This is a genomic window from Janibacter melonis (genome assembly GCF_003721155.3).
GTDB classification, from domain to species: Bacteria; Actinomycetota; Actinomycetes; order Actinomycetales; family Dermatophilaceae; genus Marihabitans; species Marihabitans melonis.
This window is the reverse complement of record NZ_CP044548.2, coordinates 223,852-248,885: the sequence shown is the minus strand read 5'-3', so window position 1 is coordinate 248,885 and position 25,034 is coordinate 223,852. Positions and strand designations below refer to the sequence as shown.

At 73.6% G+C, this 25,034-nt stretch carries 25 protein-coding genes and 4 tRNA genes; 14 read left to right on the top strand and 15 right to left on the bottom strand.

Translation table 11 applies throughout. The features are described 5' to 3' along the window. Window positions 1-147: 147 nt before the first annotated feature. Both EEW87_RS01225 and EEW87_RS01220 read left to right on the top strand, forming a co-directional pair. Window positions 148-1,524: a GntP family permease gene (locus EEW87_RS01225; RefSeq protein ID WP_123090988.1), complete on the top strand. Its 1,377-nt coding sequence runs from the start codon at window positions 148-150 to the stop codon at window positions 1,522-1,524. Between the two features lie 11 nt (window positions 1,525-1,535). Beyond that, window positions 1,536-2,675, top strand: coding sequence for a glycerate kinase (locus EEW87_RS01220; protein ID WP_123090989.1), 1,140 nt, complete (start codon window positions 1,536-1,538; stop codon window positions 2,673-2,675). Window positions 2,676-2,685: 10 nt separating this feature from the next. Here the strand turns inward: EEW87_RS01220 and EEW87_RS01215 are convergent, their stop codons facing one another. Next, the gene (locus EEW87_RS01215) at window positions 2,686-3,291 is read right to left on the bottom strand and encodes a pentapeptide repeat-containing protein (protein ID WP_123090990.1); all 606 of its coding nucleotides are present in this window, start codon (window positions 3,289-3,291) and stop codon (window positions 2,686-2,688) included. A 35-nt stretch (window positions 3,292-3,326) separates the two neighbouring features. Between EEW87_RS01215 and EEW87_RS01210 the strand changes: the two genes are divergently transcribed. Beyond that, complete coding sequence (locus EEW87_RS01210; RefSeq protein WP_123090991.1) at window positions 3,327-4,718, top strand: DUF1731 domain-containing protein; 1,392 nt, start codon at window positions 3,327-3,329, stop codon at window positions 4,716-4,718. Window positions 4,719-4,795: 77 nt separating this feature from the next. Here the strand turns inward: EEW87_RS01210 and ettA are convergent, their stop codons facing one another. The 4 genes from ettA to EEW87_RS01190 all read right to left on the bottom strand — a co-directional run bounded on the left by ettA (window position 4,796) and on the right by EEW87_RS01190 (window position 10,549). After that, entirely contained in the window at window positions 4,796-6,478 is a 1,683-nt protein-coding gene (gene ettA, locus EEW87_RS01205) for an energy-dependent translational throttle protein EttA (RefSeq protein WP_123090992.1), read from the bottom strand. Window positions 6,479-6,531: 53 nt separating this feature from the next. Beyond that, entirely contained in the window at window positions 6,532-7,068 is a 537-nt protein-coding gene (locus tag EEW87_RS01200) for a single-stranded DNA-binding protein (RefSeq protein ID WP_123090993.1), read from the bottom strand. Between the two features lie 122 nt (window positions 7,069-7,190). After that, window positions 7,191-8,831: a GTPase gene (locus tag EEW87_RS01195; protein WP_123090994.1), complete on the bottom strand. Its 1,641-nt coding sequence runs from the start codon at window positions 8,829-8,831 to the stop codon at window positions 7,191-7,193. After that, window positions 8,828-10,549 (bottom strand): dynamin family protein, encoded by a 1,722-nt coding sequence (locus EEW87_RS01190; protein ID WP_123090995.1) that lies wholly within the window; start codon window positions 10,547-10,549, stop codon window positions 8,828-8,830. Before EEW87_RS01190 ends, EEW87_RS01195 begins: the two co-directional genes overlap by 4 nt. A gap of 187 nt (window positions 10,550-10,736) precedes the next feature. Between EEW87_RS01190 and EEW87_RS17110 the strand changes: the two genes are divergently transcribed. Further along, window positions 10,737-11,699 carry a cold-shock protein gene (locus tag EEW87_RS17110; protein ID WP_123090996.1) on the top strand — a complete coding sequence of 321 codons (963 nt, stop codon included), beginning with the start codon at window positions 10,737-10,739 and terminating at the stop codon, window positions 11,697-11,699. Window positions 11,700-11,961: 262 nt separating this feature from the next. Here EEW87_RS17110 and EEW87_RS01180 read toward each other — a convergent pair. Then, window positions 11,962-12,035: transfer RNA gene (locus tag EEW87_RS01180), tRNA-Arg, on the bottom strand. A 62-nt stretch (window positions 12,036-12,097) separates the two neighbouring features. Between EEW87_RS01180 and EEW87_RS01175 the strand changes: the two genes are divergently transcribed. Next, window positions 12,098-12,778 (top strand): 4'-phosphopantetheinyl transferase family protein, encoded by a 681-nt coding sequence (locus EEW87_RS01175; protein ID WP_163562358.1) that lies wholly within the window; start codon window positions 12,098-12,100, stop codon window positions 12,776-12,778. A 30-nt stretch (window positions 12,779-12,808) separates the two neighbouring features. Here EEW87_RS01175 and EEW87_RS01170 read toward each other — a convergent pair whose 3' ends face one another. Next, complete coding sequence (locus EEW87_RS01170; RefSeq protein WP_225985960.1) at window positions 12,809-14,263, bottom strand: PrsW family intramembrane metalloprotease; 1,455 nt, start codon at window positions 14,261-14,263, stop codon at window positions 12,809-12,811. 69 nt (window positions 14,264-14,332) lie between these two features. On the opposite strand from EEW87_RS01170, the gene orn reads away from it, so the two are divergent. Further along, window positions 14,333-14,977: an oligoribonuclease gene (orn, locus tag EEW87_RS01165; RefSeq protein ID WP_083968574.1), complete on the top strand. Its 645-nt coding sequence runs from the start codon at window positions 14,333-14,335 to the stop codon at window positions 14,975-14,977. A gap of 85 nt (window positions 14,978-15,062) precedes the next feature. Here the strand turns inward: orn and EEW87_RS01160 are convergent. Further along, window positions 15,063-15,138, bottom strand: a tRNA-His gene (locus EEW87_RS01160). 115 nt (window positions 15,139-15,253) lie between these two features. Here EEW87_RS01160 and EEW87_RS01155 point away from each other — a divergent pair. From EEW87_RS01155 to EEW87_RS01145, 3 genes are all read left to right on the top strand, one after another. Further along, a complete protein-coding gene (locus EEW87_RS01155; protein WP_163562357.1) occupies window positions 15,254-16,084 on the top strand; it encodes a copper resistance CopC family protein in 831 nt (276 codons plus the stop codon). A gap of 67 nt (window positions 16,085-16,151) precedes the next feature. Further along, window positions 16,152-16,227, top strand: a tRNA-Lys gene (locus EEW87_RS01150). A 75-nt stretch (window positions 16,228-16,302) separates the two neighbouring features. Continuing rightward, window positions 16,303-17,463, top strand: coding sequence for a GDSL-type esterase/lipase family protein (locus EEW87_RS01145; RefSeq protein WP_123090998.1), 1,161 nt, complete (start codon window positions 16,303-16,305; stop codon window positions 17,461-17,463). Between the two features lie 85 nt (window positions 17,464-17,548). Here the strand turns inward: EEW87_RS01145 and EEW87_RS01140 are convergent, their stop codons facing one another. Together EEW87_RS01140 and bcp are read right to left on the bottom strand one after the other, a co-directional pair. Then, window positions 17,549-17,818, bottom strand: a complete 270-nt coding sequence (locus tag EEW87_RS01140) for a DUF3618 domain-containing protein (RefSeq protein ID WP_068273690.1) — start codon at window positions 17,816-17,818, stop codon at window positions 17,549-17,551. A 54-nt stretch (window positions 17,819-17,872) separates the two neighbouring features. Beyond that, a complete protein-coding gene (bcp, locus tag EEW87_RS01135) occupies window positions 17,873-18,349 on the bottom strand; it encodes a thioredoxin-dependent thiol peroxidase (RefSeq protein WP_123090999.1) in 477 nt (158 codons plus the stop codon). Between the two features lie 88 nt (window positions 18,350-18,437). On the opposite strand from bcp, the gene EEW87_RS01130 reads away from it, so the two are divergent. The 4 genes from EEW87_RS01130 to EEW87_RS01115 are packed head-to-tail and all read left to right on the top strand — an operon-like array spanning window position 18,438 to window position 21,012. Further along, entirely contained in the window at window positions 18,438-19,139 is a 702-nt protein-coding gene (locus tag EEW87_RS01130; protein WP_123091000.1) for an energy-coupling factor ABC transporter permease, read from the top strand. Beyond that, on the top strand, window positions 19,136-19,471 hold the full coding sequence (locus EEW87_RS01125; RefSeq protein ID WP_123091001.1) for a PDGLE domain-containing protein: 336 nt from the start codon (window positions 19,136-19,138) through the stop codon (window positions 19,469-19,471). The genes EEW87_RS01130 and EEW87_RS01125 overlap by 4 nt, the downstream gene beginning before the upstream one ends. Beyond that, window positions 19,472-20,251: a cobalt ECF transporter T component CbiQ gene (gene cbiQ / locus EEW87_RS01120; RefSeq protein WP_123091002.1), complete on the top strand. Its 780-nt coding sequence runs from the start codon at window positions 19,472-19,474 to the stop codon at window positions 20,249-20,251. Continuing rightward, window positions 20,248-21,012: an energy-coupling factor ABC transporter ATP-binding protein gene (locus tag EEW87_RS01115; RefSeq protein WP_068274313.1), complete on the top strand. Its 765-nt coding sequence runs from the start codon at window positions 20,248-20,250 to the stop codon at window positions 21,010-21,012. The genes cbiQ and EEW87_RS01115 overlap by 4 nt, the downstream gene beginning before the upstream one ends. Window positions 21,013-21,120: 108 nt before the next feature. Here EEW87_RS01115 and EEW87_RS01110 read toward each other — a convergent pair whose 3' ends face one another. After that, window positions 21,121-21,576, bottom strand: coding sequence for an OsmC family protein (locus EEW87_RS01110; protein WP_192826132.1), 456 nt, complete (start codon window positions 21,574-21,576; stop codon window positions 21,121-21,123). Between the two features lie 37 nt (window positions 21,577-21,613). Here EEW87_RS01110 and EEW87_RS01105 point away from each other — a divergent pair. Further along, a tRNA-Leu gene (locus EEW87_RS01105) sits at window positions 21,614-21,695 on the top strand. Between the two features lie 9 nt (window positions 21,696-21,704). Here the strand turns inward: EEW87_RS01105 and rdgB are convergent. From rdgB to murI, 4 genes are all read right to left on the bottom strand, one after another. Then, window positions 21,705-22,337 carry an RdgB/HAM1 family non-canonical purine NTP pyrophosphatase gene (gene rdgB / locus EEW87_RS01100; protein ID WP_068273679.1) on the bottom strand — a complete coding sequence of 211 codons (633 nt, stop codon included), beginning with the start codon at window positions 22,335-22,337 and terminating at the stop codon, window positions 21,705-21,707. Beyond that, on the bottom strand, window positions 22,334-23,104 hold the full coding sequence (gene rph / locus EEW87_RS01095) for a ribonuclease PH (RefSeq protein WP_123091004.1): 771 nt from the start codon (window positions 23,102-23,104) through the stop codon (window positions 22,334-22,336). Before rph ends, rdgB begins: the two co-directional genes overlap by 4 nt. 349 nt (window positions 23,105-23,453) lie before the next feature. After that, window positions 23,454-24,230 (bottom strand): MBL fold metallo-hydrolase, encoded by a 777-nt coding sequence (locus tag EEW87_RS01090; RefSeq protein ID WP_123091005.1) that lies wholly within the window; start codon window positions 24,228-24,230, stop codon window positions 23,454-23,456. After that, window positions 24,227-25,030, bottom strand: a complete 804-nt coding sequence (murI, locus tag EEW87_RS01085) for a glutamate racemase (protein WP_068273673.1) — start codon at window positions 25,028-25,030, stop codon at window positions 24,227-24,229. Before murI ends, EEW87_RS01090 begins: the two co-directional genes overlap by 4 nt. Window positions 25,031-25,034 lie beyond the last annotated feature (4 nt).

Here is a 25,034-nt window from a genome sequence, read left to right as displayed (position 1 = left end):
AGGGGTCATCAGATCACCGATCCCTGTGCAGTCGACCATGGTCGACGCGAGCGGTGTCCGCCACGCTGTCCGGGTCCGGTCACCCGGACGTCCCGACGCCCGCCGTGCCCCACGGCCCGGGCGCGACTCAAGGCAAGGAGGCCTCCCATGGTCGACGTCGTCATCCTCGTCGGCGTGGTCGTCGCGCTCGTCGTGGCCGCCAGCGTGCTCAAGCTCCACCCCTTCCTCGCGCTGCTCCTCGCGGCCCTGCTCGGCGGGCTCGCCTTCACGCTGCCGCTCCTGCCCGTCGGTGAGGACCCCGGGCTCATCGGGATCATCAGCACCGGCTTCGGCACGACCCTGGGCAACATCGGCCTCGTCATCGCGCTCGGCACGATCATCGGGGTCGTCCTCGACAAGTCGGGTGCCGCCATCACGATGGCCGACCTCGTCGTGCGCAAGATCGGCGAGAAGCACCCGACGATCACCGTCTCGGTCATCGGCTACATCGTCTCGATCCCCGTCTTCTGCGACTCCGGGTACGTCATCCTCAACTCGCTCAAGGAGTCGATCGCCACCCGGGCGCGCACCTCGCCGGTCGCGATGTCCGTCGCCCTGGCCACCGGCCTGTACGCGACGCACACCCTCGTGCCGCCGACCCCCGGACCGATCGCCGCGGCCGGCAACCTCGGTCTCGAGAGCCAGCTCGGGCTCGTCATCCTCGTCGGCCTGCCCATCGCCGCGGTCTCGGCTGTCGCGGGCAACCTGTGGGCGACCCGCTTCCGCCACGAGACCCCGGACGGCGTGAGCTCGGCCGAGGTCGAGGAGAAGATCCGCGAGTTCGAGAGCATGCGTGAGTCCGCCGGACGGCTGCCCAGCCCCGGCGCGGCCTTCGCCCCGATCTTCGTCCCGCTCGTCCTCATCATGCTCGGGTCGATCGCCGCCCTGCCGAGCGCGCCGCTCGGCAGCTCCACCGCCACCGGGGTCCTGCGCTTCGTCGGCCTGCCGGTCGTCGCCCTCCTCATCGGGCTCGTGTGCTCCCTCGCCCTGCTGCCGCGGCGCGGCTTCATGGCGGCCTTCGAGGAGCGCGTCGGCGAGGGCATCGTCGCCGCCGCCCCGATCCTGCTCATCACCGGTGCGGGCGGCGCCTTCGGCGCTGTCATCACCGCGACCGATGTCGGGACCTACCTCGGCGAGCAGCTCTCCGAGCTCGGCATCGGGGTCCTCGTCCCCTTCCTCGTCGCCGCGGCGCTCAAGACCGCGCAGGGCTCCTCGACCGTGGCCCTCGTGACGACCTCGGCGCTCATGGCACCGCTCGTCGGAGACCTCGGTCTCGACACCGACCTCGGCCGCGTCCTCGTCGTCATGGCGATCGGCGCCGGCGCGATGACCGTCTCGCACGCCAACGACAGCTACTTCTGGGTGGTCAGCCAGTTCAGCCGGATGAGCGTCAAGCAGGCCTACCGGGCGCAGACGATGGCCACCCTCGTGCAGGGTCTCACCGCCATCGCGGTCGTCTGGGTCCTCTCGCTCGTCGTCGTGTGAGCAGGCGGCCCGTGAGAGTCGTCATCGCCCCTGACTCCTTCAAGGAGAGCCTCGGCAGCCCCGCCGTCGCCGCAGCGCTCGCCCAGGGCTGGCGCGAGGGTGACCCGTCGGCGACCGTCGTCGAGGTCCCCATGGCCGACGGCGGCGAGGGCACCGTCGAAGCGGTGCTCGGCGCCACCGGTGGCACGCGGCGCGCGCTCGAGGTGCCCGACCCGCTCGGGCGCCCGGTCGCCGCGACCTACGCGCTGCTGCCCGACGGCCGGACGGCTGTCGTCGAGGTCGCCGCCGCCACCGGCCTCGCCCTCGTCGAGCCCGGGCTGCGCGACGCCGGACGCGCGTCGTCCTACGGCACCGGCGCGCTCCTCGCCCGGGCCCTGGACGACGGCGTGAGCAGCGTCGTGCTGGGGCTGGGCGGGAGCGCGTCGACCGACGGCGGTGCCGGTCTGTGCCAGGCGCTGGGCATCCGGCTGCTCGACGACCGGGGCGAGACGATCCCGCCCGGTGGCGACGGGCTCGCCGAGCTCGCGACCGTCGACCTGTCCGGGGCTCATCCGCGTCTGCGGGAGGTCGACCTCGTCGCCGCGTGCGACGTGGACAACCCGCTGTGCGGGACCCGCGGTGCCGCGGCGGTCTTCGGCCCGCAGAAGGGTGCTGACCCCGCGGACGTCGACCGGCTCGACGACGCCCTGCGTCGTCTGGCTGACGTGGTGCAGCGCCACCACCCTCGCGCCGATCCCGAGGTCGCCGGTGCAGGGGCCGCGGGCGGCATCGGCTTCGCGGTCGTCGCGCTGCTCGGAGGGCGCCTCGCGACCGGAGTCGACCTCGTCGCGCAGGCCGTCGGGCTCGAGGACCATGTGCGTGGCGCCGACCTCGTCGTCACCGGCGAGGGACGGCTCGACGGGCAGAGCCTGTCGGGTAAGACCCCCGTCGGGGTGCTGCGCGTCGCGCAGCGGCACGGGGTGCCCACGATCGCGGTCGCCGGGCAGCTCGGCCCGGACGTCGACCGGCTCGTGGGCGCCGGTGTGACCGCCGTCTTCGCCGCCGCCCCCGGCCCGGTGACCCTGGAGCAGGCGATGGCGGACGCCCCGCAGGACCTGCGTCGGCTCGCCCGCCAGCTCGCCGCGACCTGGGCCGCGGCCAGCAGGTCCTGACCGGGTCGGGTCAGCCCACCTCGATGCCGAAGGGGGTGAGCAGCCCCACCGCGCCGACGAGGTCGACCTGCAGCCCCGCGACCTCGTTGTCGCGCGGGTCGAGGACGTAGCCGTGGCTGCCGCGCAGGTCGGCCTCGCGCAGATCGGCCCGGATGACCCGGGTCCCCCGCAGGTCGCAGTCGTCCAGCCGGGCACCGCGCAGGACCACGCCGTCGAGATCGGCCTCGACGAGCGAGCAGCGCTCGAACCGGGCGCCGGTGAGGTCCGCGCCACCGAAGGAGCCGAGGTCGAGCCGGCAGCCGGTCCACGTGCTCGGGTCCGGCGGGATGGTCGGGCGGGCCAAGGAGCTCCAGGCGGCGCCGAGGGCCCGGACGTCGACGAGACGGCAGCCGTCGAGGACGGTGTCCGGCAGACGGGTGCCCGAGAGGTCCACCCCCTCGAAGGTGCAGTCCTCGAAGCGGCACCGCGCGACGACCGCGTGCGCCCAGACCGAGCCGGTGATGGTGCACCCGACGAAGGTCACCCCTTCGAGCCGCTCCTGCTCCGCGAGGTCCCCACGGAGCTCCTCGTCCTCGACGAGGTCCCGTCCTGCCAGCAACTCGTGCAGCCCGCTCATGCCGGCCACGCTACGGCGTGGGACAGGATGGCCGCATGGCGTGGACCCGGACGACCTCAGCCCAGCTCGACCTCCCCCCCGCCCAGGTCTGGTCGGTGATCTCGGACCTCTCGCGCTGGTCGCGGTGGCAGCCGGCGGTGTCCGGGGCCAGGCTCGACGGGCCCGTCGCCGTGGGTGCCACCGGCTCGTACTCCCTGAGCAGCCGGGCCTTCCGCGCCCTGCACGAGCGCACCGCGCCGCCGCTGCAGGTCACCGCGCACGAGGAGGGCCGCGTCCTCGAGATCAGCCAGCCCAACCCGACCGGGGAGATGCGGGTGCGCTGGACCCTCGACGCGGTCGACGACGCGACCCGGCTCGAGCAGGTCGTCTCGGTGCACGGGGCGATGACCCCGGCCGTCGTGCTCGGCGTCGCCGGCGCGCTGGCGCAGGACTTCTCGACGACGTCCGCCCGCCTCGCCCTCGAGTGCGGCCTCTCCCCCGACCCGTCGCGGGTGAAGGTCGTCGTCGCGGGCGGGTCCGGGGCGCTCGGCCGGCTCCTCGCCGGTGACCTGCTGCGCCACCGGCACGAGGTCGTCCTGCTCACCCGGTCGCCCGACGCCTCCCTCCCGTACCGGCAGGTGCAGTGGGACGGCCGCACCGTCGGTGCCTGGGCCGACGAGCTCGAGGCGACCGCAGATGCCGGCGTGGCGCTCGTCAACCTCGCCGGCCGTCTCGTCGACGTGCGTCCCTCCCCTGCGAACATCGCCTCCTTGCGCACCTCCCGCGTCGAGCCGACCCACGCCCTCGTGAGCGCCAGCCAGCAGCTTCAGCGCCCGCTCGTCAGCTGGCTGCAGGCCTCAACGACCGCCATCTGGTCCGACAGCGGCGAGGAGCGCATCACCGAGACCACCCCGCTGCCCGCCGACGGCGGCCTGCCCCAGATGACCGGGGTGGCCCAGCCGTGGGAGGCAGCCGTCGACGGAGCGCGCGCCGAGCACGTGCACCTGCTGCGCACCTCGATCGTCCTCGACCGCGACGCCCCGGCGCTGCAGGTCCTCGCCCGCCTCACGCGGGCCGGTCTCGGCGGGCGGGTCGGGTCCGGGCGGCAGTGGTTCAGCTGGATCCACCGCGACGACTGGGTGCGGGTCGCCCGGGCCGCGCTCGGCCTCGAGCCCGACACGACGCTGCCCGACGGGCCGGTCGTCGCCGCCGCGCCGGAGCCGGTGCGCAACGCCGAGCTCATGGCCGCCCTGCGCCGGGTGCTGCGCCGGCCGGCGGCTCCCCCGACCCCGGCCGCCCTGCTGCGCGTCGGGGCGGTCGCCCTCCGCTCCGACCCGGCGCTGGCCCTCACCGGTCGGCACTGCACCTCGCAGGTGCTCGCCGACGCCGGTTTCGTCTTCGAGCACCCGCATCTCGACGACGCCCTCGGCGAGCTCTACCGGGGCTGACGCCCCTTACCCCGCCGCACGACGACGGCCGCCGCTGCCCGGGTGGGCGGCGGCGGCCGTCGTCGTCGTGAGGCGGGTCAGTCGCGCGTCAGTCGACGGTAGGTGACCCGGTGCGGGCGGGCCGCGTCCTCGCCGAGGCGCTCGACCTTGTTCTTCTCGTAGGCCTCGAAGTTGCCCTCGAACCAGTACCAGCTCGCCGGCGACTGCTCGGTGCCCTCGTAGGCGAGGATGTGCGTCGCGACGCGGTCGAGGAACCACCGGTCGTGGCTGATGACCACGGCGCAGCCCGGGAACTCGAGCAGGGCGTTCTCGAGCGAGCCGAGGGTCTCGACGTCGAGGTCGTTGGTGGGCTCGTCGAGGAGCAGCAGGTTGCCGCCCTCCTTGAGCGTCAGCGCGAGGTTGAGACGGTTGCGCTCACCACCGGAGAGCACCCCGGCCTTCTTCTGCTGGTCCGGGCCCTTGAAGCCGAACTGGCTGACGTAGGCGCGGCTGGGGATCTCGACCTGGCCGACCTGGATGTGGTCGAGACCGTCGGAGACGACCTCCCACAGCGACTTCTCCGGGTCGATGCCGCCGCGGCTCTGGTCGACGTAGCTGATCTCGACGGTGTCGCCGATGTCGACGGTGCCGGAGTCGGGCTGCTCGAAGCCGACGATGGTCTTGAAGAGCGTCGTCTTGCCCACGCCGTTGGGGCCGATGACGCCGACGATGCCGTTGCGCGGCAGGGTGAAGCTCAGGCCGTCGATGAGGACGCGGTCGCCGAAGCCCTTCGTGAGGTCGTGGACCTCGATGACCTTGCTGCCCAGGCGCGGGCCCGGCGGGATCTGGATCTCCTCGAAGTCGAGCTTGCGGGTGCGCTCGGCCTCCGCAGCCATCTCCTCGTAGCGCTGGAGACGGGCCTTGCTCTTCGTCTGCCGCGCCTTGGCGTTGGAGCGGACCCACTCGAGCTCGGAGGCGAGGCGCTTGGCGAGCTTCGCGTCCTTCTTGCCCTGGACCTGCAGACGCTCCTGCTTCTTCTCCAGGTAGGTCGAGTAGTTGCCCTCGTAGGGGTAGAGCCGGCCGCGGTCGACCTCGGCGATCCACTGCGCGACGTTGTCCATGAAGTACCGGTCGTGCGTCACGGCGACGACGGCGCCGGGGTAGGCGGCGAGGTGCTGCTCGAGCCACAGGACCGACTCGGCGTCGAGGTGGTTGGTGGGCTCGTCGAGGAGCAGCAGGTCGGGCTTGGAGAGCAGCAGCTTGCACAGCGCGACGCGACGGCGCTCACCACCGGACAGGACGGTGACGTCGGCGTCCGGCGGCGGGCAGCGCAGCGCGTCCATCGCCTGCTCGAGCTGGGAGTCGAGGTCCCACGCGTCGGCGTGGTCGATCTCCTCTTGCAGCGAGCCCATCTCGGCCATGAGGGCGTCGAAGTCGGCGTCGGGCTCGGTCATCTCCTCGGAGATGGCGTTGTAGCGGTCGAGCTTGGCCTTGATCTCGCCCAGGCCCTCCTCGACGTTGCCGAGGACGGTCTTGTCCTCGGTGAGCGGCGGCTCCTGCAGGAGGATGCCGACGGAGGCACCCTTGGCCAGCTGCGCCTCGCCGTTGCTCGGCTGGTCCAGCCCGGCCATGATCTTGAGGATCGTCGACTTGCCGGCGCCGTTCGGGCCGACCATGCCGATCTTGGCGCCGGGGTAGAACGACATCGTGACGTCGTCGAGGATGACCTTCTCGTTGTGCGCCTTGCGGGCACGGGTCATGGTGTAGATGAACTCGGGCATGGTGCCAGGCTATCGGCCTGGCACCCCGCGCCCGAATCCGCCGACCGCCCCGCTCACGCGCTCCGCGCGACCGGCTCCTCGAGCACCTCCTGCTCGTCCTCGCCCTCGGGCCCGGAGCCCTCGTGCTCGTGCCGCGCATCGCCGATCTCGCCGCTCAGCCGGTCGACGAGCCCGACGCCGGGGACGGCTCCCTCGCCGCCGAAGCCGGCCTCGACGACATCGCTCTCGTCGCGCACCGGGCGGGAGAAGACCGTCTGGCCCCACAGCAGGTCGTGACCGACGTGCATCGCCTCGACCTCGACGGAGGTCCCGTAGCTCTCGTCGGAGCGCTGGTACTGACGCACGCGCTGGCGGCCGACGACGACCACCGGCTCGCCCTTGTGCAGCGCCGTGCGCGTGTTGACGCCGAGCGCCCGGTAGGCGGCCACGTTGTAGAAGGAGGTCGGCCCGTCCTCGAAGACTCCGTCGCGGGTGCGCCGCCGCTCACTCGTCGCGAGCCGGAAGGTCGTGAAGACCTGGCCCGCTCGCGTCGTGCGGGTCTCGGGGTCGGCGACGAGCCGGCCGGTGATCGTCACATAGGTCTCGTACATGTCGTGCCCTCACTGCTCGAAGTGGTCCGTGCACGCCCACTGTCCGGCGGTGCACCCGGACGCACCACGGGCCGCCGTCCGGCTGTGGACGGCGGCCCGGGCGAGAGCGGGGCTGTGGACGACTACCGGGCGTGGGCCCGGGCGACCGCCTCGCGAGCGCGGCGGTGGCGGGCGAGCACGGCTCGCACCGGCTCGACGACGACGCGGTCGGCGACCTCGCGGATCGCCTCGCGCAGCCGCTTGTCCGCGGCGGCACCACGCCGTCGGGCCCCGGCCCGGGCCATGACCCGCCCGAGACCGGCGACGAGCAGGCCGCCGATCAGCCCCCCGACGAGCAGGACGAAGGGGGTGGCGAAGGGCCCGATGTCGTAGGTGGGCAGGTCCGGCAGCTGGAGCCAGCCGGCCACCGCGATGACGACGAGCCAGAGCAGCCCGACGACCGCCGCCGCGGCGAGGAGCAGCTGCAGCGCCCCGAGCAGCCCCCACCACAGCGGGTCGCGCCCGCGCAGCGAGGTGCGCAGGACCGACTGGTCGAGCTCGTCGGCGAGACGCTCGTCGTAGGGTGCCGCGGCGTCGGCGACGGCGTCGGCCCAGCGCGTCGGCAGGCCCTGCCCGGCGTGCTCGCCGAGCCGGCGCGCAGCGAGGTCGACGGCGGCGCGGGCCGAGCGGGTGGGCGGCGGGATCGAGGAGCGGCCGAGCACGGCGCGCACGTCGGCATCGGTGATGCCGGCCTCGGCGCGGTCGAGGCGCAGCCGCTTCAGCGGCGCGGCCCGCAGCCCCTGCACCCACCGGGTGAGGGGCCAGCCCGTGCGAGCGGCGGACTGCATGAGGTAGTCGCGCTCGACGGCGGCGACGACGGTGGGCACGCCGGCGGCGCGGGCCAGCGCGTCGACGAGCTCGCCGGAGCCGAGCCGGTCGACCTCCACCTCGCGCTCGCCCACCGAGCGGGCGAGACGACGGGCGCTGTCGGCGAGGTCGAGACCGAGGCGGTGGCGGCTCGCGTCGGCCGCGGCGACGGCGACGTGGAGTCGCTCGCCGAGGGCGTCGATGCCCTCACCGGTGCGGGTCGAGGTCGCGATGACCTTCGACCCCGGGATGCCGTCGCGCTCGAGCAGCCGGGCCAGGTCGGCGGTCACCCGGGCGACCCCGTCGCCGCGCAGGCGGTCGGCCTGGTTGAGCACGACGATCGTCACGGCGCCGTACTCGCGCAGCACCGCGACGTACTCGTCGTGGAGCACCGCGTCGGCGTACTTCTGCGGGTCGGTCACCCACACGAAGACGTCGACGAGCTCGAGGACGCGGCGGGCCTCCTCGCGGTTGGCCGACTCCCGCGAGTCGAAGTCGGGCAGGTCGAGCAGCACGAGCCCCTCGAGGTCGTCACGCCCCTGCACCGTGTGCCGGCGGCCGACGCCGAGCCAGTCGAGCAGGTCGCCGACGGGCTCCTCGCCCCAGACCGCCGCGGTCGGCGTCGAGGTCGTCGGGCGGCGCATGCCGGCCTGGGCGACCTCCTCGCCGACGAGCGCGTTGAAGAGCGAGGACTTGCCCGAGCCGGTCGCCCCGGCGAGCGCGACGACAGTGCGACCGCCGACGAGACGGGTGCGCTCGTCGACCTTGTCGCTCACCTCGCGCGCCCGCGCCGACGCCGTCGGGTCGAGGAGGTCTCCCCCTTCGTCCAGCGCCTCGCGCAGGCTCGCCGAGCGGTCGCGCAGCTCCTCGACCGACAGCGCCCTCGCCTTCGACCGGCCCGGCAGCAGCGGGCTCATCGCGCCGCCCGCACGGCCTCGGCGGCCTGGCCCAGCCGGCGGACCTGGCCGTCGGAGATCGTCATCGCGCCGAGCGCCTGCTCGTAGCGCTCGCGCTCGGCTGCGTAGATGCCCTGGACGCGCTCGAGGAGGAGGGCGCGGGCCTTCGTCGACATCTCGCGGACCGCCTGGTCGCCGAAGATCGCCTCGAGGACCTTCTGCGCGACGGCGGTCGTCCCACCGGCGATGGCGACCTCGGGGGCCACGAGGACACCGCCGGTGTGGGCGAAGCTCACGAGCATGAGGAAGAGCCCGATCCCGTTGACCCCGTAGGCCGCGATCCGGGCGTTGGTGCGGCGGTTGCTGCCCTCGGCGCGCACGATGTCGAGCACGTCGCCCTGCCAGTCGCGCACCGCCCGCTCGATCTGCTCCTGCAGGTCGGCGGAGGAGCGGGCGAGGTCGGGGCGGGCGTCGAGGAGCGCGGGCCCGGCCTCGGTGCTGCGCCAGCGCCGGGCGACCGTCGCGGCGGCGGCGTCGGCCTCGGCCTGCACGAGGGTGGCGACCCCGTCGTGGAGCGCCTCGTCGAGCGGCTTGGACGGGGCGGGCGCACCGCGGAAGGCTGCGCCGATGCGGTCGCGGACGCGCGAGACGCCGGCCTCGACCTTCTTGAAGAGCTCGCCGGTGCCGACGAACTCCTGCCAGCGCGCGAGGACCTCGCCGCGCAGCAGCTGGCCGTCGCTCATGCCGTCCTTGACCTGCTCCTCGGCCTTGTCGTACGCGGCGAAGGCCGCTCCCTTGAGGTCGAAGACCGCGCTCTGCTGCGTCGACAGGGCGGCCACGAGCTCCCCCGTGCGGGTGTCGAGCGAGCGCAGCGCGCCGTCGAGGGTCTGCCGGATGACGATGGTGCGCGCGCGCTGGTCGCCGGCGAGCGCGCCGAGCCACGAGCGCAGCCGCGCGATGTCCGGCTCGGGGATCAGGCCCGCACGGTCGAGGTCGACCTCGGGCACGGTGAAGACCGGCGAGGTCTGCAGACCCTGCTCCCGCAGCATCTCGACGAGATGGCCACGCACCTCTCCCATCGCAGCCGGGTCGACGCGGTCGAGGACGATCGCGACGGCGGTGCCCCGCTCGGAGGCCTGGCGCAGCAGCTCCCACGGCACGGCGTCGGCATAGCGGGCGGCGGTCGTCACGAAGAGCCAGAGGTCGGCGGCCTGGAGCAGCTGGGTGGCCAGGCTGCGGTTGGCGGCGACGACGGAGTCGATGTCGGGGGCGTCGAGGAGCGCGAGCCCCGCGGGCAGGGTGTCGGAGGGGACGAGCCGCACGGTGCCCGGCTGCGGGTCGGAGGGCGAGCCGGTGACCCGAGCGAGCGACGGCAGGACCCGGGCGTCGCGGAACCACCGCTCGTCACCGGGGTGGTGGATGAGCACCGGACTCGTCGTCGTCGGCCGGATGACGCCGACGGCGCTCACCTCGCGGCGCAGGACGGAGTTGACGAGGGTCGACTTGCCGGCGCCCGTCGAGCCCCCGACGACCGCGAGCAGGGGCGCGTCGATCGAGGCCAGTCGCGGGATGACGTAGTCGTCGAGCTGGGCGAGCAGCGCGGCCCGGCCCTCGCGGGCGGAGTCGGTCGAGGGGATGTCGAGGGGGAGCTCGGCGCGCTCCACCTCGTCGCGCAGGACCCTGACCTGAGAGAGGAGGTCGCTGCTCGGGAGCCCCTGCGCAGGGGGTGTGGCGGCCATGGCCCAAACCTAGCCCAGCGGCCCCCCTTCGCCCCGCACGGCACCGTCGCTGACCTGCGCGAAGGGGGACGCCGCCCGGCGTCTCCCGGCTCGCCCCCGCGAGCGGGTGGGCGACGCGGTCGGTCCGGTGCGCCCGCGTCGGGGACACTGGGGTGACAGCAGTGGCAGCACGAAGAAGGAGTCAGCCATGACCGAGGGAACCGTCCGCTGGTTCGACACCGAGCGAGGGTTCGGCTTCATCGCCCTCGCAGACGGGGGCGAGGACCTCTACGTCCACGCCTCGGAGATCGTCGGTGGCGACGGCACGAGGGTGCTCCGAGAGGGGCAGGTCGTCGAGCTCGAGATCGGCGAGGGCGACCGCGGCCCGCAGGCGCGCCGTGTCCGGGTGACCGCAGACCAGGACGCAGACGCGCTCGGCGTCCTCGGCACCGTGGCCTGGTACGAGCCCGCGAAGGGGTACGGCTTCGTCACGCCCGACGGGGAGAGCACCGAGGTCTTCGTGCACAGCTCGGCCGTCCTCGGGGGCGGCGTGCTCTCCGAGGGCATGCGGGCTGCCTTCTTCGTCGTCGAGGGCGAGAAGGGCCTGCAGGCCGAGAACCTCATCCCCCTGGGGGCGCAGGCCGGTCGCGAGGCCGCGCCGTCCGACGGCGCCGACGGGACCGTGTCCTGGTACGACGACGACAAGGGCTTCGGCTTCATCGAGCCGGACACCGGCGGCGACGACGTCTTCGCGCACGTCCGGTCGTTGGCCGACGGGCTCCCCGGGCTCGTCGAGGGCGACCGCGTGGCCTACGAGGTCGTCGAGGGCGACCGGGGCCCGCAGGCCCGCGACGTGCGCCTCGTGCGCGAGGCGCCGCGCAGCGCACCCCCGCGCAACGCACCCCCGCGCAACGCCCCGCCGTCGCGTGGGCGCTCGGACGACCGGCGCGGCTCGGACGGTCCCCCGGCACGAGGTGGCGAAGGGGTCGTCGCCCGCTACGACGACGAGCGCGGCTTCGGCTTCATCACCCCCGACGCGGGAGGCGCGGACCTCTTCGTGCACGTCTCGGTGATCCGTGGCGCCGACCCGCTGCGCCCCGGTGACCGGGTGCGCTACCAGGTGCGCCAGAGCGACCGCGGGCCTCAGGCCGACCGCGTCGAGCTGCTCTGACCGAGTCGGCGGCCCGGGCAGAGATGCCCGGCCGCCGACCCTCGCTGGCTGGCGCGCCCCCACGGACTCGGGGCTTGCGCCCAGCGCCCCCGCGGCGCTCTCACTCCGTTCGAGCACCTGTTTGCTTCTGCCCCGCGCGCTGGGCGCAGCCCGCGGAGCGGGCTTGCGCCCAGCGCCCCCGCGGCGCTCTCACTTCGTTCGAGCACCTGTTTGCTTCTGCCCCGCGCGCTGGGTGCAGCCCGCGGAGCGGGCTTGCGCCCAGCGCCCCCGGCAGGACTCGAACCTGCGACCTCGGGATTAGAAGGCCCTTGCTCTGTCCAGCTGAGCTACGGGGGCTCGCGGGCGTGCCCGCGCGAGGGTCAGTGTACGAGCGCGGACGACCTGCCATGATGCGAGCCATGGTCCTGCGTGTGAGCCTCGCCGAGACGGAGGTCGTCGACGACCCCGCCCTGCGGGACCTCCTCGACGACGCCGAGCGCGCGCGGGCCGACCGCAAGCGCGCGCCCTCCCCCTTCGTCACCGCCCACGCGCACGTGCGGCGCGTCCTCGGCGACCTGCTCGGCGTGGACCCTTCGAGCCTGGCCTTCGACCGGCACTGCCCGACGTGCGGCTCGACCCAGCACGGCAAGCCGACGATCGTCGGCCACCCGCAGTGGTCGTACTCCTTGTCCTACACGGACGCCCTGGCCGTCGTCGCGGTGGCCCAGGGGCCAGAGCTCGGCGTCGACGTCGAGCACGTGACGGAGGCCGACTTCGGCGGCTTCGCCCAGGTGACGCTCGCACCGGAGGAGGCCGACGGCTTCGCCGGGCACGAGGGCGAGGCGCTGCTCGCCGCCCGCGCCCAGGTCTGGGCGCGCAAGGAGGCGATCCTCAAGGCCACCGGCCACGGTCTCGTCGTCGACCCCACTGAGGTCGTCGTCACCGGGCCGGACGAGGCCCCCGCGCTCGTCGACTGGCGGGCCCGCGAGGAGCGACCGACGGCCGTGACGCTCGCCGACGTCGTCCTGCGCTGCCCGGACCACCGGGCGAGCGTCGCCGCGCTCACCGACGAGCCCGTCGAGGTGGTCACCCTCCCCTGACCGAGATCAGCGGGATCGGGCCCTCTGCGATCAGCGGATCGACATCCCGGCGAACTCACGACGGCGGGCGGTCATCGAGTCCAGGAGCACGCGCTCTTTCGAGATCGACGCGTCGTCGACCCGGTGGTTGTGCATCCGGGCGCGCAGCAGCGCCAGCTCGGAGGCGGTGTCCTGGAAGGCGCGCATCGAGCTCAGGCTCTGCGGACCGCCGTTGAGCTTGGCCCACGTGCGCGCCTCGCGCCGCTGACGCATCGAGGACAGCATCGTCACCTCGCCGGGGGCGAGCCAGCCGGTCTGCACGTAGGGCTGGAGGAAGTGGCCGATGATCCGGCCCTCACGACCGCGCGCCCACACGATGAAGATGATGAAGGCGATGAGCAGCAGGAAGCCGACGCCGTAGCCGAGGACGAAGCCGATGAGCCCGTTGCTCGCCGAGAGGTTCCACCCCGCGTGGAGGAGCACCGCGGCGCACCAGCCGACGAAGGGGGCGACGACCTTGACGGCCGTGCTGCGGGTCGACGCGGCCAGGCCGACGCCGATGCCGGTCATCGCCGTGAACATCGGGTGGCAGAAGGGGGACATGACCCCGCGCAGCACGAAGATCGTCGCGAAGGCCTCGCCGCCCATCTCGGAGTAACCACGGGCGAGGTAGAGGATGTTCTCGGTGAAGGCGAAGCCGGCCGCGCACAGCCCGGCGTAGGTCACGCCGTCGGCCAGGCCGTTGAGCTGGTTGCGCCGGAAGAGCAGCATGACGACGAGGAAGAGCCCCTTGAAGGTCTCCTCGACGAGGGGTGCGACGACGACGGCGCCGACCGTGTTGGCCGAGGTCGCGTCGAGCGAGGACGCGACGACGACGGTGGCCGCCGTGTTGAGGACGATGGAGGGCAGCGTGGCGGCGAGCGCTCCCCAGAGGAAGGCGACGAGCAGGTAGCGCCACGGCTCGGCCTCGAAGCGGTCGAGCCACAAGAAGATCGGGATGACGATGCCGAGCGGGATGATCGCGAAGAGCAGGCCGAGCAGGGTCGCGATGACCCCGAAGCTCAGCGAGAAGTACGCGGCGAACATCAGCGCGATGACCGAGAAGGCGGTGGCGATCAGCCCGCCGATGACCCAGCGCCGCACGCCCGGGCGCACCGTGGGGTTGTGCTGGGCCTGCGCGGTGACGTACTGCGGGTCGTAGTGCTGCTGCACGGGCTGCTGGTGGCCGCGCTGCTCGTAGCCCCACGCCTCCTTGAGCGGCTTGCTCCAGTGCTCCTGGGGCTCGGAGTACGGCTCGACCCAGTCGTGCTGACCGTGCTGGGGCGCGGGCGGGCCCGGGCGCGACGACACCGGCGCGGGGGGACCGCTGCGGGCGGGCGGGCCGCTCGGAGCGGGCGGGCCGGAGGGCGCGGGCGGTCCGCTGCGGGCGGGGGCGCCGGGGGCCGGGGGCTGCCCGGTGGGGGGCTGGGGGTGCCCGCCCGACGGGGGCTGCTGCGGCCAACTCATGCGCGAAGGGTAGTCGAGCCCGCCGACGGCGCCCCGGGCCGCGCCGACCCCAGTGGCTAGAGTCGTCGCGTGACCTCCGATACGCCCGCCCCGTCCGCCCGGTCGACGAACGACCGCATCGTCTGGATCGACTGCGAGATGACCGGGCTGTCCCTCGAGCACGACGCGCTCGTCGAGGTGGCGGCGCTCGTCACCGACTACGAGCTCACGGTGCTCGGCGAGGGTGTCGACGTCGTGGTCCGCCCGCCGGAGGCGGCCCTGGCCCAGATGGGTGACTTCGTGCGCGAGATGCACACGAGCTCGGGCCTGCTCGACCAGCTCGCGGAGGGTACGACCCTGCAGGACGCCCAGGAGCAGGTCCTCGCCTACGTCCGCGAGCACGCGCCCGAGGCCCGCAAGGCCCCGCTCGGCGGCAACACCGTCGCGACCGACCGCGGCTTCCTCGCCCGCGACATGCCCGAGCTCGACGGGCACCTGCACTACCGGATCATCGACGTCTCCTCGATCAAGGAGCTCGCCCGCCGCTGGTACCCCCGCGCCTACTTCGCCTCCCCCGAGAAGCAGGGCGGCCACCGCGCCCTGGCCGACATCACCGAGTCGATCGCCGAGCTGCGCTACTACCGCGAGGCCGTCTTCGTGCCCCCGCCCGGCCTCGACAGCGAGACCCTGCGCGGCATCGCCGCCCGCCACCAGGTCGGCTCGCCGCAGGCCTGATCGGTCGGGCCCGCCGGCGTCGGGCGGGATCTGCACGAGACGCACGAAGGGGACCCGGTCGGCTCGACCGGGTCCCCTTCGTCATTGGGGTGAGTGACGGGGCTTGAACCCGCGACCCCCGCGACCACAACGCGGTGCTCTACCAGCTGAGCTACACCCACCACGACCTGCTGGGCGGAGCGCCCAGCACGACGGCGACGATCCTACCTGCTCGTCAGGGGTGCTCCGACCACCCCCTCGCAGGCGCCTGTCAGGGGCCTCGGGCAGGATGGACACGTGACCTCAGCTCGCGCCGTCATCTCGCCCACCAGCGCCCTGCGCGCCTCCCTCGTCGCCTGCGTCGCCGCGGTGCTCGCCCTCGCCGGCGCGCTGCCCGCGTCGGCCCACGCGGCGCTGGTCCGCTCGAGCCCGACCTCGGGCTCGACCCTCACGGCGGTGCCCCCGGAGGTCGCGCTGACCTTCAACGAGTCGATCGACCCCCAGTTCACCTCGGTGACGGTGAAGTCCGGCAGCACGACCGCGAGCACGGGCAAGCCCACGGTCGAGGGCCCGACCGTCTACCAGTCCCTCGACCCGCGCATGGACGAGGGCACGTACACCGTCTCCTACCGCGTGACGAGCGCCGACGGCCACCCGGTGTCGGGGTCCTACACCTTCACCTACACGTCCTCGGGCGGCGAAGACCCGGAGCCCTCCGGCAGCTCGACCTCCGAGCCGTCGACGACGTCGAGCACCAGCGAGCCCTCCACCTCCTCGACGAGCGAGCCGTCGAGCAGCTCGACGAGCGAGCCCTCCTCGACCTCGACGACGACCTCGAGCTCGTCCTCCACCAGCTCGACGTCGAGCACGTCCGACACCCCGAGCAGCAGCTCGACGACCACCCCGAGCGAGACGACGACCGAGCCGAGCACGACGAGCTCGAGCCCGTCGACCGACGAGCCCGTCGAGAGCACCGCGGACGGCGCCCAGGACGGCAGCCCGTGGTGGGTCTGGCTGCTCGTCGCCCTCGGCGGACTGGCCCTCCTCGGTGCCCTCGTGGCCTACCTGCGAGGTCGCAGCGAGCGCCAGGACGACGAGTTCGACTTCCGCGACGACGACCTGCGCTGACCGCGAGGAGGCAGGGCCCGCAGCCGATTTCACCCTCCGCTGCACCGGTGCTACTGTCTCTTCTCGCGCGCCATTAGCTCAATTGGCAGAGCAGCTGACTCTTAATCAGCGGGTTCGGGGTTCGAGTCCCTGATGGCGCACCACAGCAAGGGCCCCGGTCGACGACCGGGGCCCTTCGTCGTCCCGCCCGAGACGTCCCGCCCCGAGGAGCCGACCCGATGAGCACCGTCACCGCCGTCCCCTTCGCCCCCGGCCTGGTCCGCGGTCACGACCACCTCGAGACGACCTCTCGCGGGCTGCGCCCGCACCGCCTGCCCGAGGACGTCACGACGCGCTTCCCCGACCCGCAGCTTCTCTCGATGCAGGCGCAGCCGAGCGGGGTCCGGGTGGCGATGACGACGACGGCCGGCGTCGTCGAGCTCGTCACCCACCCGACGCGGACCGCCTACCGCGGACTGTCGCGCCCGCGCGGTCAGGTCGATCTCGTCGTCGACGGCGCTCTCGTCGCCTCTGACGAGCTCACGGGCGGCGACACCGTGCTCGTCGACCTCGCGACGCGCAGCACGCAGACGAGCGCGGGCGAGGCGCACGTGTCGCGCTTCGAGGGGCTGCCGGCCGGGGAGAAGCGCGTCGAGCTCTGGCTCCCCCACAACGAGGTCGTCGACCTCGTCGAGCTGCGCGCCGACGCCCCGGTCGCCCCGGTCGAGCCCGTCGGGCCGCGCTGGCTGCACCACGGCAGCTCGATCAGCCAGGGGTCGAACGCGACCTCCCCCGCGCGGTCCTGGCCCTCGCTCGTGGCCCGCGGCGCCGGGGTCGAGCTGCGCAACCTCGGCCTGGGCGGCAGCGCCCTCGTCGACCCCTTCATGGCCCGCGTCATGCGGGACACCCCGGCCGATCTCCTCAGCGTCGCGGTCGGCATCAACGTCGTGAACGGCGACGTCATGCGGCTGCGCTCCTTCGTGCCCGCCGTGCACGGCTTCCTCGACACGATCCGCGACGGCCACCCCACGACGCCGCTCGTGCTCGTCACCCCGATCCACTGCGGGATCCACGAGGACGCGTCCGGCCCGGGTGCCTTCGACGTCGAGCGGCTGCAGCGTGGTGAGGTGCGCTTCGTCGCCACCGGTCCGGTCGGCGGCGACGAGCTCGGCCGGCTCACCCTGCGCCGCGTGCGCGAGGCCCTCGCCGAGGTCGTCGCGCGCCGGGACGACCCCCACCTGCACCTCCTCGACGGGCTCTCGCTCTACGGCGAGCAGGACGAGACCGAGCACCCGCTGCCCGACGCCCTCCACCCCGACACGCAGACCCACGAGCTCATCGCCACCCGCTTCGCCGAGCGGGTCTTCGGCGAGGGAGGCCCCTTCGCGGGCGAGCGCTGACCCGAGCACGACGAAGGGCCCCGGTCGGCTGACCGGGGCCCCTCGCGCTCCCCCTTCGCGCTGGTGGGCGAAGGGGTGAGCTCGCCTACCAGCGGTTGCGGCGGCTCGAGATGATCTTCAGCGCGACGACGCCGACGACGAGGGCGGCGGCGATCGCGACGCGGTCGGTGCGCAGCTGCCCGTCGGGGGTTCGGGTGGCGTTGTAGAACGACGCCTTCGCCGACTCCTTCTGGCGGGCCACGACGTTCTTCGGGGCGGCGCGGTCGGCCAGCTCGTCGATCGAGCGGGCGAGGCGGTCGCGCAGCGCCGAGATGTCGTTCTCCAGGGCCGTCTGGCTCGGGGTGGTGTTGCTCATGTCAGGCTCGTCCGTCCTTCTCGCGGTGACTTGCGGTCAAGTATGGGGGCTGCGTCAGGCGGTCTGGAGCCCGAGGTCACGCTGGATCTTCGCGACGTGACCGGTCGCCTTGACGTTGTACATCGCGTGCGTCACCTCGCCCTGCTCGTCGACGACGACGGTCGAGCGGATGACCCCGGTGACGGTCTTGCCGTACAGCTTCTTCTCGCCGTAGGCGCCGTACCGGGTCATCACCTCGCGGTCGGGGTCGGAGAGCAGCGTGATCCGCAGGTGCTCCTTCTCACGGAAGGTCGCGAGCTTGTCCGGGCTGTCCGGCGAGATGCCGAGGACCGTGTAGCCCTGGTCCTGAAGGACGTCGATGCGATCGGTGAAGTCGCAGGCCTGCGTCGTGCAGCCCGGCGTCATCGCGGCCGGGTAGAAGTAGACGATGACCTTGCGACCGCGCAGGTCGGACAGCGTGACCTGCTCGCCGCGGTCGTCGGTGAGGGTGAAGTCGGGGGCGGTGTCCCCGGGGCTGAGTCGTGCGGCCATCGGCCGTCTCCCTTCGCTAGGTGCAACAGAACTGCAATAAGATCTCGAGGTCCACCTGCCAACGTACCCAACGCGACGGAGCGACCCTGTGCACGTCCCCGACGGCTTCCTCGACATCCCGACCTCGGTCGGGACCGCAGCGGTCGCGGCCGGCGCGATCGCCCTTTCGCTCGCCCGGTCCCGGCGCGAGCTCGACGACCGCGCCGCCCCGCTCGCCGGGCTCGTCGCGGTTTTCGTCTTCGCCGCGCAGATGCTCAACTTCCCCGTCGGCGTCGGGGTGAGCGGGCACCTCCTCGGCGGCGCCCTCGCCGCCGTGCTCGTGGGGCCCTGGGTGGCGACGCTCGCCGTGACGGTCGTCCTCGTCGTGCAGGCGCTCGTCTTCGCCGACGGCGGCATCACCGCGCTCGGCACCAACGTCCTGCTCATGGCCGTCGCCGGCGTGTGGATCGGCTGGACGGTCTTCGTCGCCGTGCGCTCGGTCCTCCCCCGCCGCCTGGCCATGGTCACCCCCGCGGCCGCCGTCGCCGCGGCCGTCTCCGTGCCGGCGACCGCCCTCGTCTTCACCCTGCTCTTCGCCGTCGGCGGTCAGGCGCCGGTCGACCTCTCCACGATGGTCGGGCTCATGGTGACCTGGCACGCCGTCATCGGCATCGGCGAGGCGGTCATCACCGCGCTCGTCGTCTCCGCCGTGCTCGCCACGCGGCCCGACCTCGTGCGCGGCGCCGTGCCCGCGCTCGCCCGGCAGCGCGAGCAGCGCCTCGCCCCGACGACCCCGGAGGCCACCCGATGACCCGTCCCGCCGTGCAGACCCAGGGCACCGGCCGCCGCGTCTCGACCCGCACCCTCGTCGTCGTCGGCCTCCTCGTCTCGCTCCTGCTCGCCGGGGTCGTCTCCGGCTGGGCCTCCTCGCACCCCGACGGCCTCGAGCACGTCGCGAGCCAGGTCGGCTTCGGCGACACCGCGCAGGAGAGCCCGACCGCCGACTCACCCATGGCCGAGTACGAGACCCGCGGCGTCGAGGGACGACTCGGCGGCGCGCTCGCCGGCGTCGTCGGCGTCGGGCTCACCGCGGTCCTCATGGGCGGGCTGCTGCTCCTGCTGCGCCGCCGGCGGGAGGAGTAGGTGGGCGGCCCCCACGGCCACACCCTGCACTTCCACGGCCACTCCCTCCTGCACCGCGCCCCCGCGCACGTCAAGGTCGTCGCCACCCTCGGCTTCGTGCTCGCCGTCGTCGGCACGCCGCGCGAGGCGGTCTGGGCCTTCGCGGTCCACCTCGCGCTGCTCGTCGGCGTCGCCGTCGTCTCGACGGTCCCTCCGCGCTACCTCGCCCGACGGCTCGTCGTCGAGATCCCCTTCGTGCTGCTCGCCGTGACGATGCCCTTCATCGCCACGGGCCCGACGGTGCCGGTCGGCCCCCTCGAGCTCTCGCAGGCCGGCCTGTGGGCCGGGTGGGGGCTCTTCGCGAAGGGGTCGCTCGGCGCCCTCGCCGCGGTCCTGCTCGCCGCGACGACCGAGGCCGGCGACCTCGTGAGCGGGCTGGCCCGGTTGCGCGTCCCGCGCCAGCTCGTGCTCGTCCTGTCCTTCATGATCCGCTACCTCGACGTCGTGAGCGGCGAGATGCGCCGGATGCGTGTCGCCCGCGAGAGCCGCGGCTTCCGCACCGGCGGGCTGCGGTCCTGGCCCGTCCTCGGCTCAACGGCGGGCGCGCTCTTCGTGCGCAGCTACGAGCGCGGGGAGCGGGTGCACCTCGCGATGCTCTCGCGGGGCTTCCAGGGCCGGGTCGACCTCGACGACGGCGTCGCCGTGCGGGCGACGACCTGGTCCGCAGCGCTCGTCGTGCCCGCCGCGGCCGTCGTCGTCGCGACGACCGCGTGGGCGCTCACCGGCGGGGGCGTGCGATGAGCGCGCCGGTGCTCGACCTCAGCGGGGTGCACCACGCCTATCCCGACGGCCACCACGCGTTGCGCGGCGTCGACCTGCACGTCCACGCCGGCGAGCGGGTGGCCCTCCTCGGCCCGAACGGCGCCGGCAAGACGACCCTCGTGCTCCACCTCAACGGCATCCTCGTGCCCGAGGCGGGCAGCGTGCGCGTCTCCGGGCTGCCCGTCGACGGCGAGCACATGCTCGAGGTCCGTCGCCGCGTCGGCGTCGTCTTCCAGGACCCCGACGACCAGCTCTTCATGCCGACGGTGCGCCAGGACGTCGCCTTCGGCCCGCGCAACCTCGGGCTGCGCGGCGACGCGCTCGACGCCCGGGTGCACGCGGCGCTCGAGGCGGTCGACATGGGCGACCACGCCGACCGCGCGCCCCACCACCTCTCCTTCGGGCAGCGCCGGCGCGTCGCGGTGGCGACGGTGCTCGCGATGGAGCCGGAGATCCTCGTGCTCGACGAGCCGAGCAGCAACCTCGACCCGGCGTCGCGGCGCGAGCTCGCCGAGATCGTCGACGCGCTCGACGTCACCGTGCTCATGGTCACCCACGACCTCCCGTACGCCCTGCAGCTGTGCGAGCGATCCGTCGTCCTCGCCGCGGGCCAGGTCGTCGCGGACGGCGCGACGGCGCAGGTGCTCGGCGACGACGCGCTGATGACGCGTCACCGTCTCGAGCTGCCCTACGGCTTCGACCCCTCGTCGGTCCCCGCCCGCACCCGTCGGGCTGGCTGACTCCCCCTTCGCCCCCCCTTCGCCCCTGCCCGACCGCCCCGCCACGACCCCCGGCTACCACGCAGTACTGGTCGTGATCACGACCAGTACTGCGTCGTAGCGGGCGGTCTAGGTGGCGCGGACGACGGTCGCCTCGATGACGACCTCGCTCGTCAGCGAGCGGGCGACGAAGCACTCGCGGTGGGCCACCTCGAGCAGGTGGTGGATGCGGGAGTCGGGCACGTCGCCGCGCACCGTCACCTCGGGGCGAAGGGTGATCCGCCCGACGCGAAGGGGTGGGTCGGCCTCGTCCATGACGGCCTGCGCCGCGTCGCGGTAGCCGACGACGTCGAGCCGCGCCCGCGCGGCGACGGCGAGGAAGGACAGCAGCTGGCAGCTGCTCGCCGCCGCGAGCAACAGCTGCTCGGGGTTGAGCCGCGCCGGGTCACCGCCGAAGGAGGGGTCGGCGCTCAGCTCGAGCTGCTCACCGCCGACCCCGGCGGCGTGGCCGCGGTCGTAGTGCTCGTAGCCGAGCGCCGTGGATCCCTCCCAGACGAGGGTCGCGGTGTAGTCGTGGGTCGTCACCCCCATAGACTCCCACCGCGCCCACGACGGGCGTCGCGCCGAAGTGGTGGAACTGGCAGACACGCGAGATTTAGGTTCTCGTGCCCTCGGGTGTGCGGGTTCAAGTCCCGCCTTCGGCACCGGTGAGATCAGGCGAGGTGCTCGCGCAGCAGCGGCACCATCGCGCGGAAGGCCGCGCCGCGGTGGCTGATCGCGTTCTTCTCCTCGTCGGAGTGCTCGGCGAGCGTGCGGGTCCCGCCGTCGGGCACGAAGACCGGGTCGTACCCGAAGCCGTTCTCTCCCACGGGCTCTCGCACGACGACCCCCTCGACCCGACCTTCGGTCGACACGACGTCCTCCGCACCGGGCAGCGCGAGGACGGCGGCGCAGCGGAAGGCCGCCCGGCGGTGCTCGTCGGGCACGTCGGCGAGCTGGTCGAGGAGCAGCTGGAGGTTGCGGCGGTCGCGCTCGGCGCGGGGCAGGTCCTCGCCGCCGTGCAGACCGGACCAGCGCGCGGAGAAGACCCCCGGAGAGCCGCCGAGCACGTCGACGCTGAGGCCGGAGTCGTCGGCGAGAGCCGGCAGACCGGTCGCGGCAGCCACCGCGCGCGCCTTGAGCGTGGCGTTGCCGACGAAGGTCACCTCGGTCTCGGGCACCTCGCCGACCTCGGGGTAGGCGGCCATCGAGACGACCTCGAGACCGAGGTCGCCGAGCGGGCCGGAGAGGATCTGCTGCAGCTCCTCGACCTTGTGCTCGTTGTGCGTGGCGAGGACGACCCTCATCGCACGCGCTCGCGCGCCGGGGCCTCGAGGGCCTGCTGCTGCAGGACGGTGAGCTGGGCGCAGCCGGCCGCGCCGAGGTCGAGCAGCTGGTCGAGGAGCGCACGGTCGAAGGGGGCGCCCTCGGCCGTGCCCTGCACCTCGACGAAGTCGCCGGTGCCGGTCATGACGACGTTCATGTCGGTCTGCGCGGTCGAGTCCTCGGGGTAGTCGAGGTCGCACACGGCGCGGCCGTCGACGACGCCCACCGAGACAGCGGCGAGCGAGCCGGTGAGCGGCTGGGCGGAGGCGGGGATGAGACCGCGGGCGCGGGCGTCGGCCACCGCGTCGGCGAGGGCGACATACGCGCCGGTGATCGCCGCGGTGCGGGTACCGCCGTCGGCCTGGAGCACGTCGCAGTCGACGACGACGGTGTTCTCGCCGAGCGCCGAGGTGTCGATGACGGCGCGCAGGCTGCGCCCGATGAGCCGGCTGATCTCGTGGGTGCGGCCGCCGACCTTGCCGCGGCGCGACTCGCGGTCGCTGCGCGTGTTCGTCGAGCGGGGCAGCATCTCGTACTCGGCGGTGACCCAGCCGGTGCCGCGGCCCTTGAGCCAGCGCGGCACCCCTTCGGTGAAGCTCGCGGCGACGAGCACGCGGGTGCGCCCGAACTCGACGAGCACCGAGCCCTCGGCGTGGTCGAGCCAGTTGCGGGTCATGCGGACCTCGCGGAGGTCGCCGGGGGCGCGGCCGTCGTGGCGCGCAGGTGCTGCGGAGGTGGCGTCGGTCATGCCGTCCAGGCTAAGGGGCCCGTGAGGCTGGACGTGACCCGCCGTGGGTAGCCCCACCGCCCCCTTCGCCCCCTGAGCGACGCCCCACGAACCACAAGTTTCTCGGGTCACCCGATAAACCCCGGGTGAGCATGGGTAAGAGACTCATGCTGAGCAGGGGTAAGTCTTGCTGAGCGCAGCCCGCACCGACGCGGCGTCACATGCGTCACACGATTCTCGGGTGACCCGATAAACGTGGGGCTGGTGGGACGTGCCAAGAGGCTGGTAACTCGACGTGCCTGGGGCTCGCGCTCGTGCGACTCGAAGCGGGCCGGTGCGGCTCGTCCCGTGGACCCGCCCGAAGGGGGCCTCAGACCTCGTAGGTCGCGTCGGGCTCGGCGAGCTCGACCTCGCGGCCCTCGCCGCACCACACCGCGGCGGCCTGGGCGCGGCAGACCTCGGGGTCGTTCCACGCGGGGATGTGGGTGAGCACGAGGCGCCCCACTCCCCCGGCGTCGACCGCGGCCTGCGCGGCCCGCGACCCCGAGAGGTGGATGTCGGGGATCTGGTCGCGCCCGTCGACGAAGGCGGAGTCGGCGAGCACGAGGTCGGCGTCGCGCATGAGCCGCGTCAGCGCCGGGCACGCGTCGGTGTCGCCCGTGTACGCGAGCACCCGACCACCGCTCTCGACGCGGAAGCCGTACGCCTCGACGGGGTGGTTGACGCGGTACGGGGTGATGACGAAGGGGCCGATGTGCACGGGGATCGTGTCGGAGAGCCGGCGGAAGTCGAGCTCGCGCGTCATCCCGACGTCGTCGATGCCCTCGTACGCCGCGGCGAGGCGGTCGGCCGTGCCGGCGGGGCCGTAGACGGGCAGGCGCGTCGGCAGCGGCCCCTGCGGGCGGTAGCGCCGGGTGACGTAGAGACCGGTGACGTCCATGCAGTGGTCGGGGTGCAAGTGGGTGAGCAGCAGCGCGTCGAGCGAGGCGGGGTCGACGTGGCGCTGCAGCGCACCGAGCGCGCCGTTGCCGAGGTCGAGCGCGACCCGCCACGTCCGCTGCCCGTCGTCGGCGCTCAGCAGGTAGCACGACGCGGGCGAGGCCGGGCCCGCGAAGGACCCGGAGCACCCGAGGACCGTGAGCCTCACGCGACACCTCTCATGTTGCCGAAGACGCTGCCGACCTCGGGCCCGAGGAAGCGACGGGCCAGTCGCCGGAACTCCTCGGCGTCACCGGTCGTGGTGAAGCCGTGCCCCGGCGGCGGGGCGTCGTCGGGTCGCAGCAGGTCCCTGTCGGCAAGCACACGGTAGACGTCCTTGGCCGTCTCCTCGGCCGACGAGACGAGCGTCACCCCGTCGCCCATGACGTAGGAGATGACACCGGTGAGCAAGGGGTAGTGCGTGCAGCCGAGCACGAGCGTGTCGACCTCCGCGGCCCGCAGCGGCTCGAGGTACTCGCGGGCGACGGCGATGAGCTCCTGCCCACCAGTCGTCCCCGACTCGACGAACTCGACGAAGCGGGGGCACGGCTGCGAGAGCACCCGCAGGTGCGGCGCCGCCGTGAAGGCGTCGACGTACGCCCCGGACTGGTGCGTGCCGACGGTCGAGATCACCCCGACCCGGTCGGTCCGCGTGGCGAGCACCGCGCGGCGCACCGCCGGGCGGATCACCTCGACGACCGGCACGTCGTAGCGCTCACGGGCGTCATGCAGGACGGCGGCGGAGGCGGTGTTGCACGCGATGACGAGCACCTTGACCCCGTGCTCGACGAGCCGGTCGAGGCACTCGAGCGCGTACTGGCGGGTCTGCGCGATCGGCCGCGGGCCGTACGGCGCCCGGGCGGTGTCGCCGAAGTAGGTCGTCGCCTCCTGCGGCAGCTGGTCGAGGACCGCCCGCAGCACGGTGAGGCCGCCGTACCCGGAGTCGAAGATCCCGATCGGCGCGTCCACGGCG

What these genes read in the sequence shown, in the direction of transcription:
- EEW87_RS01170 (WP_225985960.1), bottom strand. Translation starts at nt 14,263, where the DNA reads ATGAGTTGGCCGCAGCAGCCCCCGTCGGGCGGGCACCCCCAGCCCCCC.
- bcp (WP_123090999.1), bottom strand. Translation starts at nt 18,349, where the DNA reads ATGGCCGCACGACTCAGCCCCGGGGACACCGCCCCCGACTTCACCCTC.
- EEW87_RS01215 (WP_123090990.1), bottom strand. Translation starts at nt 3,291, where the DNA reads ATGAGCGGGCTGCACGAGTTGCTGGCAGGACGGGACCTCGTCGAGGAC.
- rdgB (WP_068273679.1), bottom strand. Translation starts at nt 22,337, where the DNA reads ATGAGGGTCGTCCTCGCCACGCACAACGAGCACAAGGTCGAGGAGCTG.
- EEW87_RS17110 (WP_123090996.1), top strand. Translation starts at nt 10,737, where the DNA reads ATGACCGAGGGAACCGTCCGCTGGTTCGACACCGAGCGAGGGTTCGGC.
- rph (WP_123091004.1), bottom strand. Translation starts at nt 23,104, where the DNA reads ATGACCGACGCCACCTCCGCAGCACCTGCGCGCCACGACGGCCGCGCC.
- EEW87_RS01115 (WP_068274313.1), top strand. Translation starts at nt 20,248, where the DNA reads ATGAGCGCGCCGGTGCTCGACCTCAGCGGGGTGCACCACGCCTATCCC.
- EEW87_RS01195 (WP_123090994.1), bottom strand. Translation starts at nt 8,831, where the DNA reads ATGAGCCCGCTGCTGCCGGGCCGGTCGAAGGCGAGGGCGCTGTCGGTC.
- EEW87_RS01145 (WP_123090998.1), top strand. Translation starts at nt 16,303, where the DNA reads ATGAGCACCGTCACCGCCGTCCCCTTCGCCCCCGGCCTGGTCCGCGGT.
- EEW87_RS01225 (WP_123090988.1), top strand. Translation starts at nt 148, where the DNA reads ATGGTCGACGTCGTCATCCTCGTCGGCGTGGTCGTCGCGCTCGTCGTG.
- EEW87_RS01200 (WP_123090993.1), bottom strand. Translation starts at nt 7,068, where the DNA reads ATGTACGAGACCTATGTGACGATCACCGGCCGGCTCGTCGCCGACCCC.
- EEW87_RS01140 (WP_068273690.1), bottom strand. Translation starts at nt 17,818, where the DNA reads ATGAGCAACACCACCCCGAGCCAGACGGCCCTGGAGAACGACATCTCG.
- ettA (WP_123090992.1), bottom strand. Translation starts at nt 6,478, where the DNA reads ATGCCCGAGTTCATCTACACCATGACCCGTGCCCGCAAGGCGCACAAC.
- EEW87_RS01125 (WP_123091001.1), top strand. Translation starts at nt 19,136, where the DNA reads ATGACCCGTCCCGCCGTGCAGACCCAGGGCACCGGCCGCCGCGTCTCG.
- EEW87_RS01210 (WP_123090991.1), top strand. Translation starts at nt 3,327, where the DNA reads ATGGCGTGGACCCGGACGACCTCAGCCCAGCTCGACCTCCCCCCCGCC.
- EEW87_RS01190 (WP_123090995.1), bottom strand. Translation starts at nt 10,549, where the DNA reads ATGGCCGCCACACCCCCTGCGCAGGGGCTCCCGAGCAGCGACCTCCTC.
- EEW87_RS01175 (WP_163562358.1), top strand. Translation starts at nt 12,098, where the DNA reads ATGGTCCTGCGTGTGAGCCTCGCCGAGACGGAGGTCGTCGACGACCCC.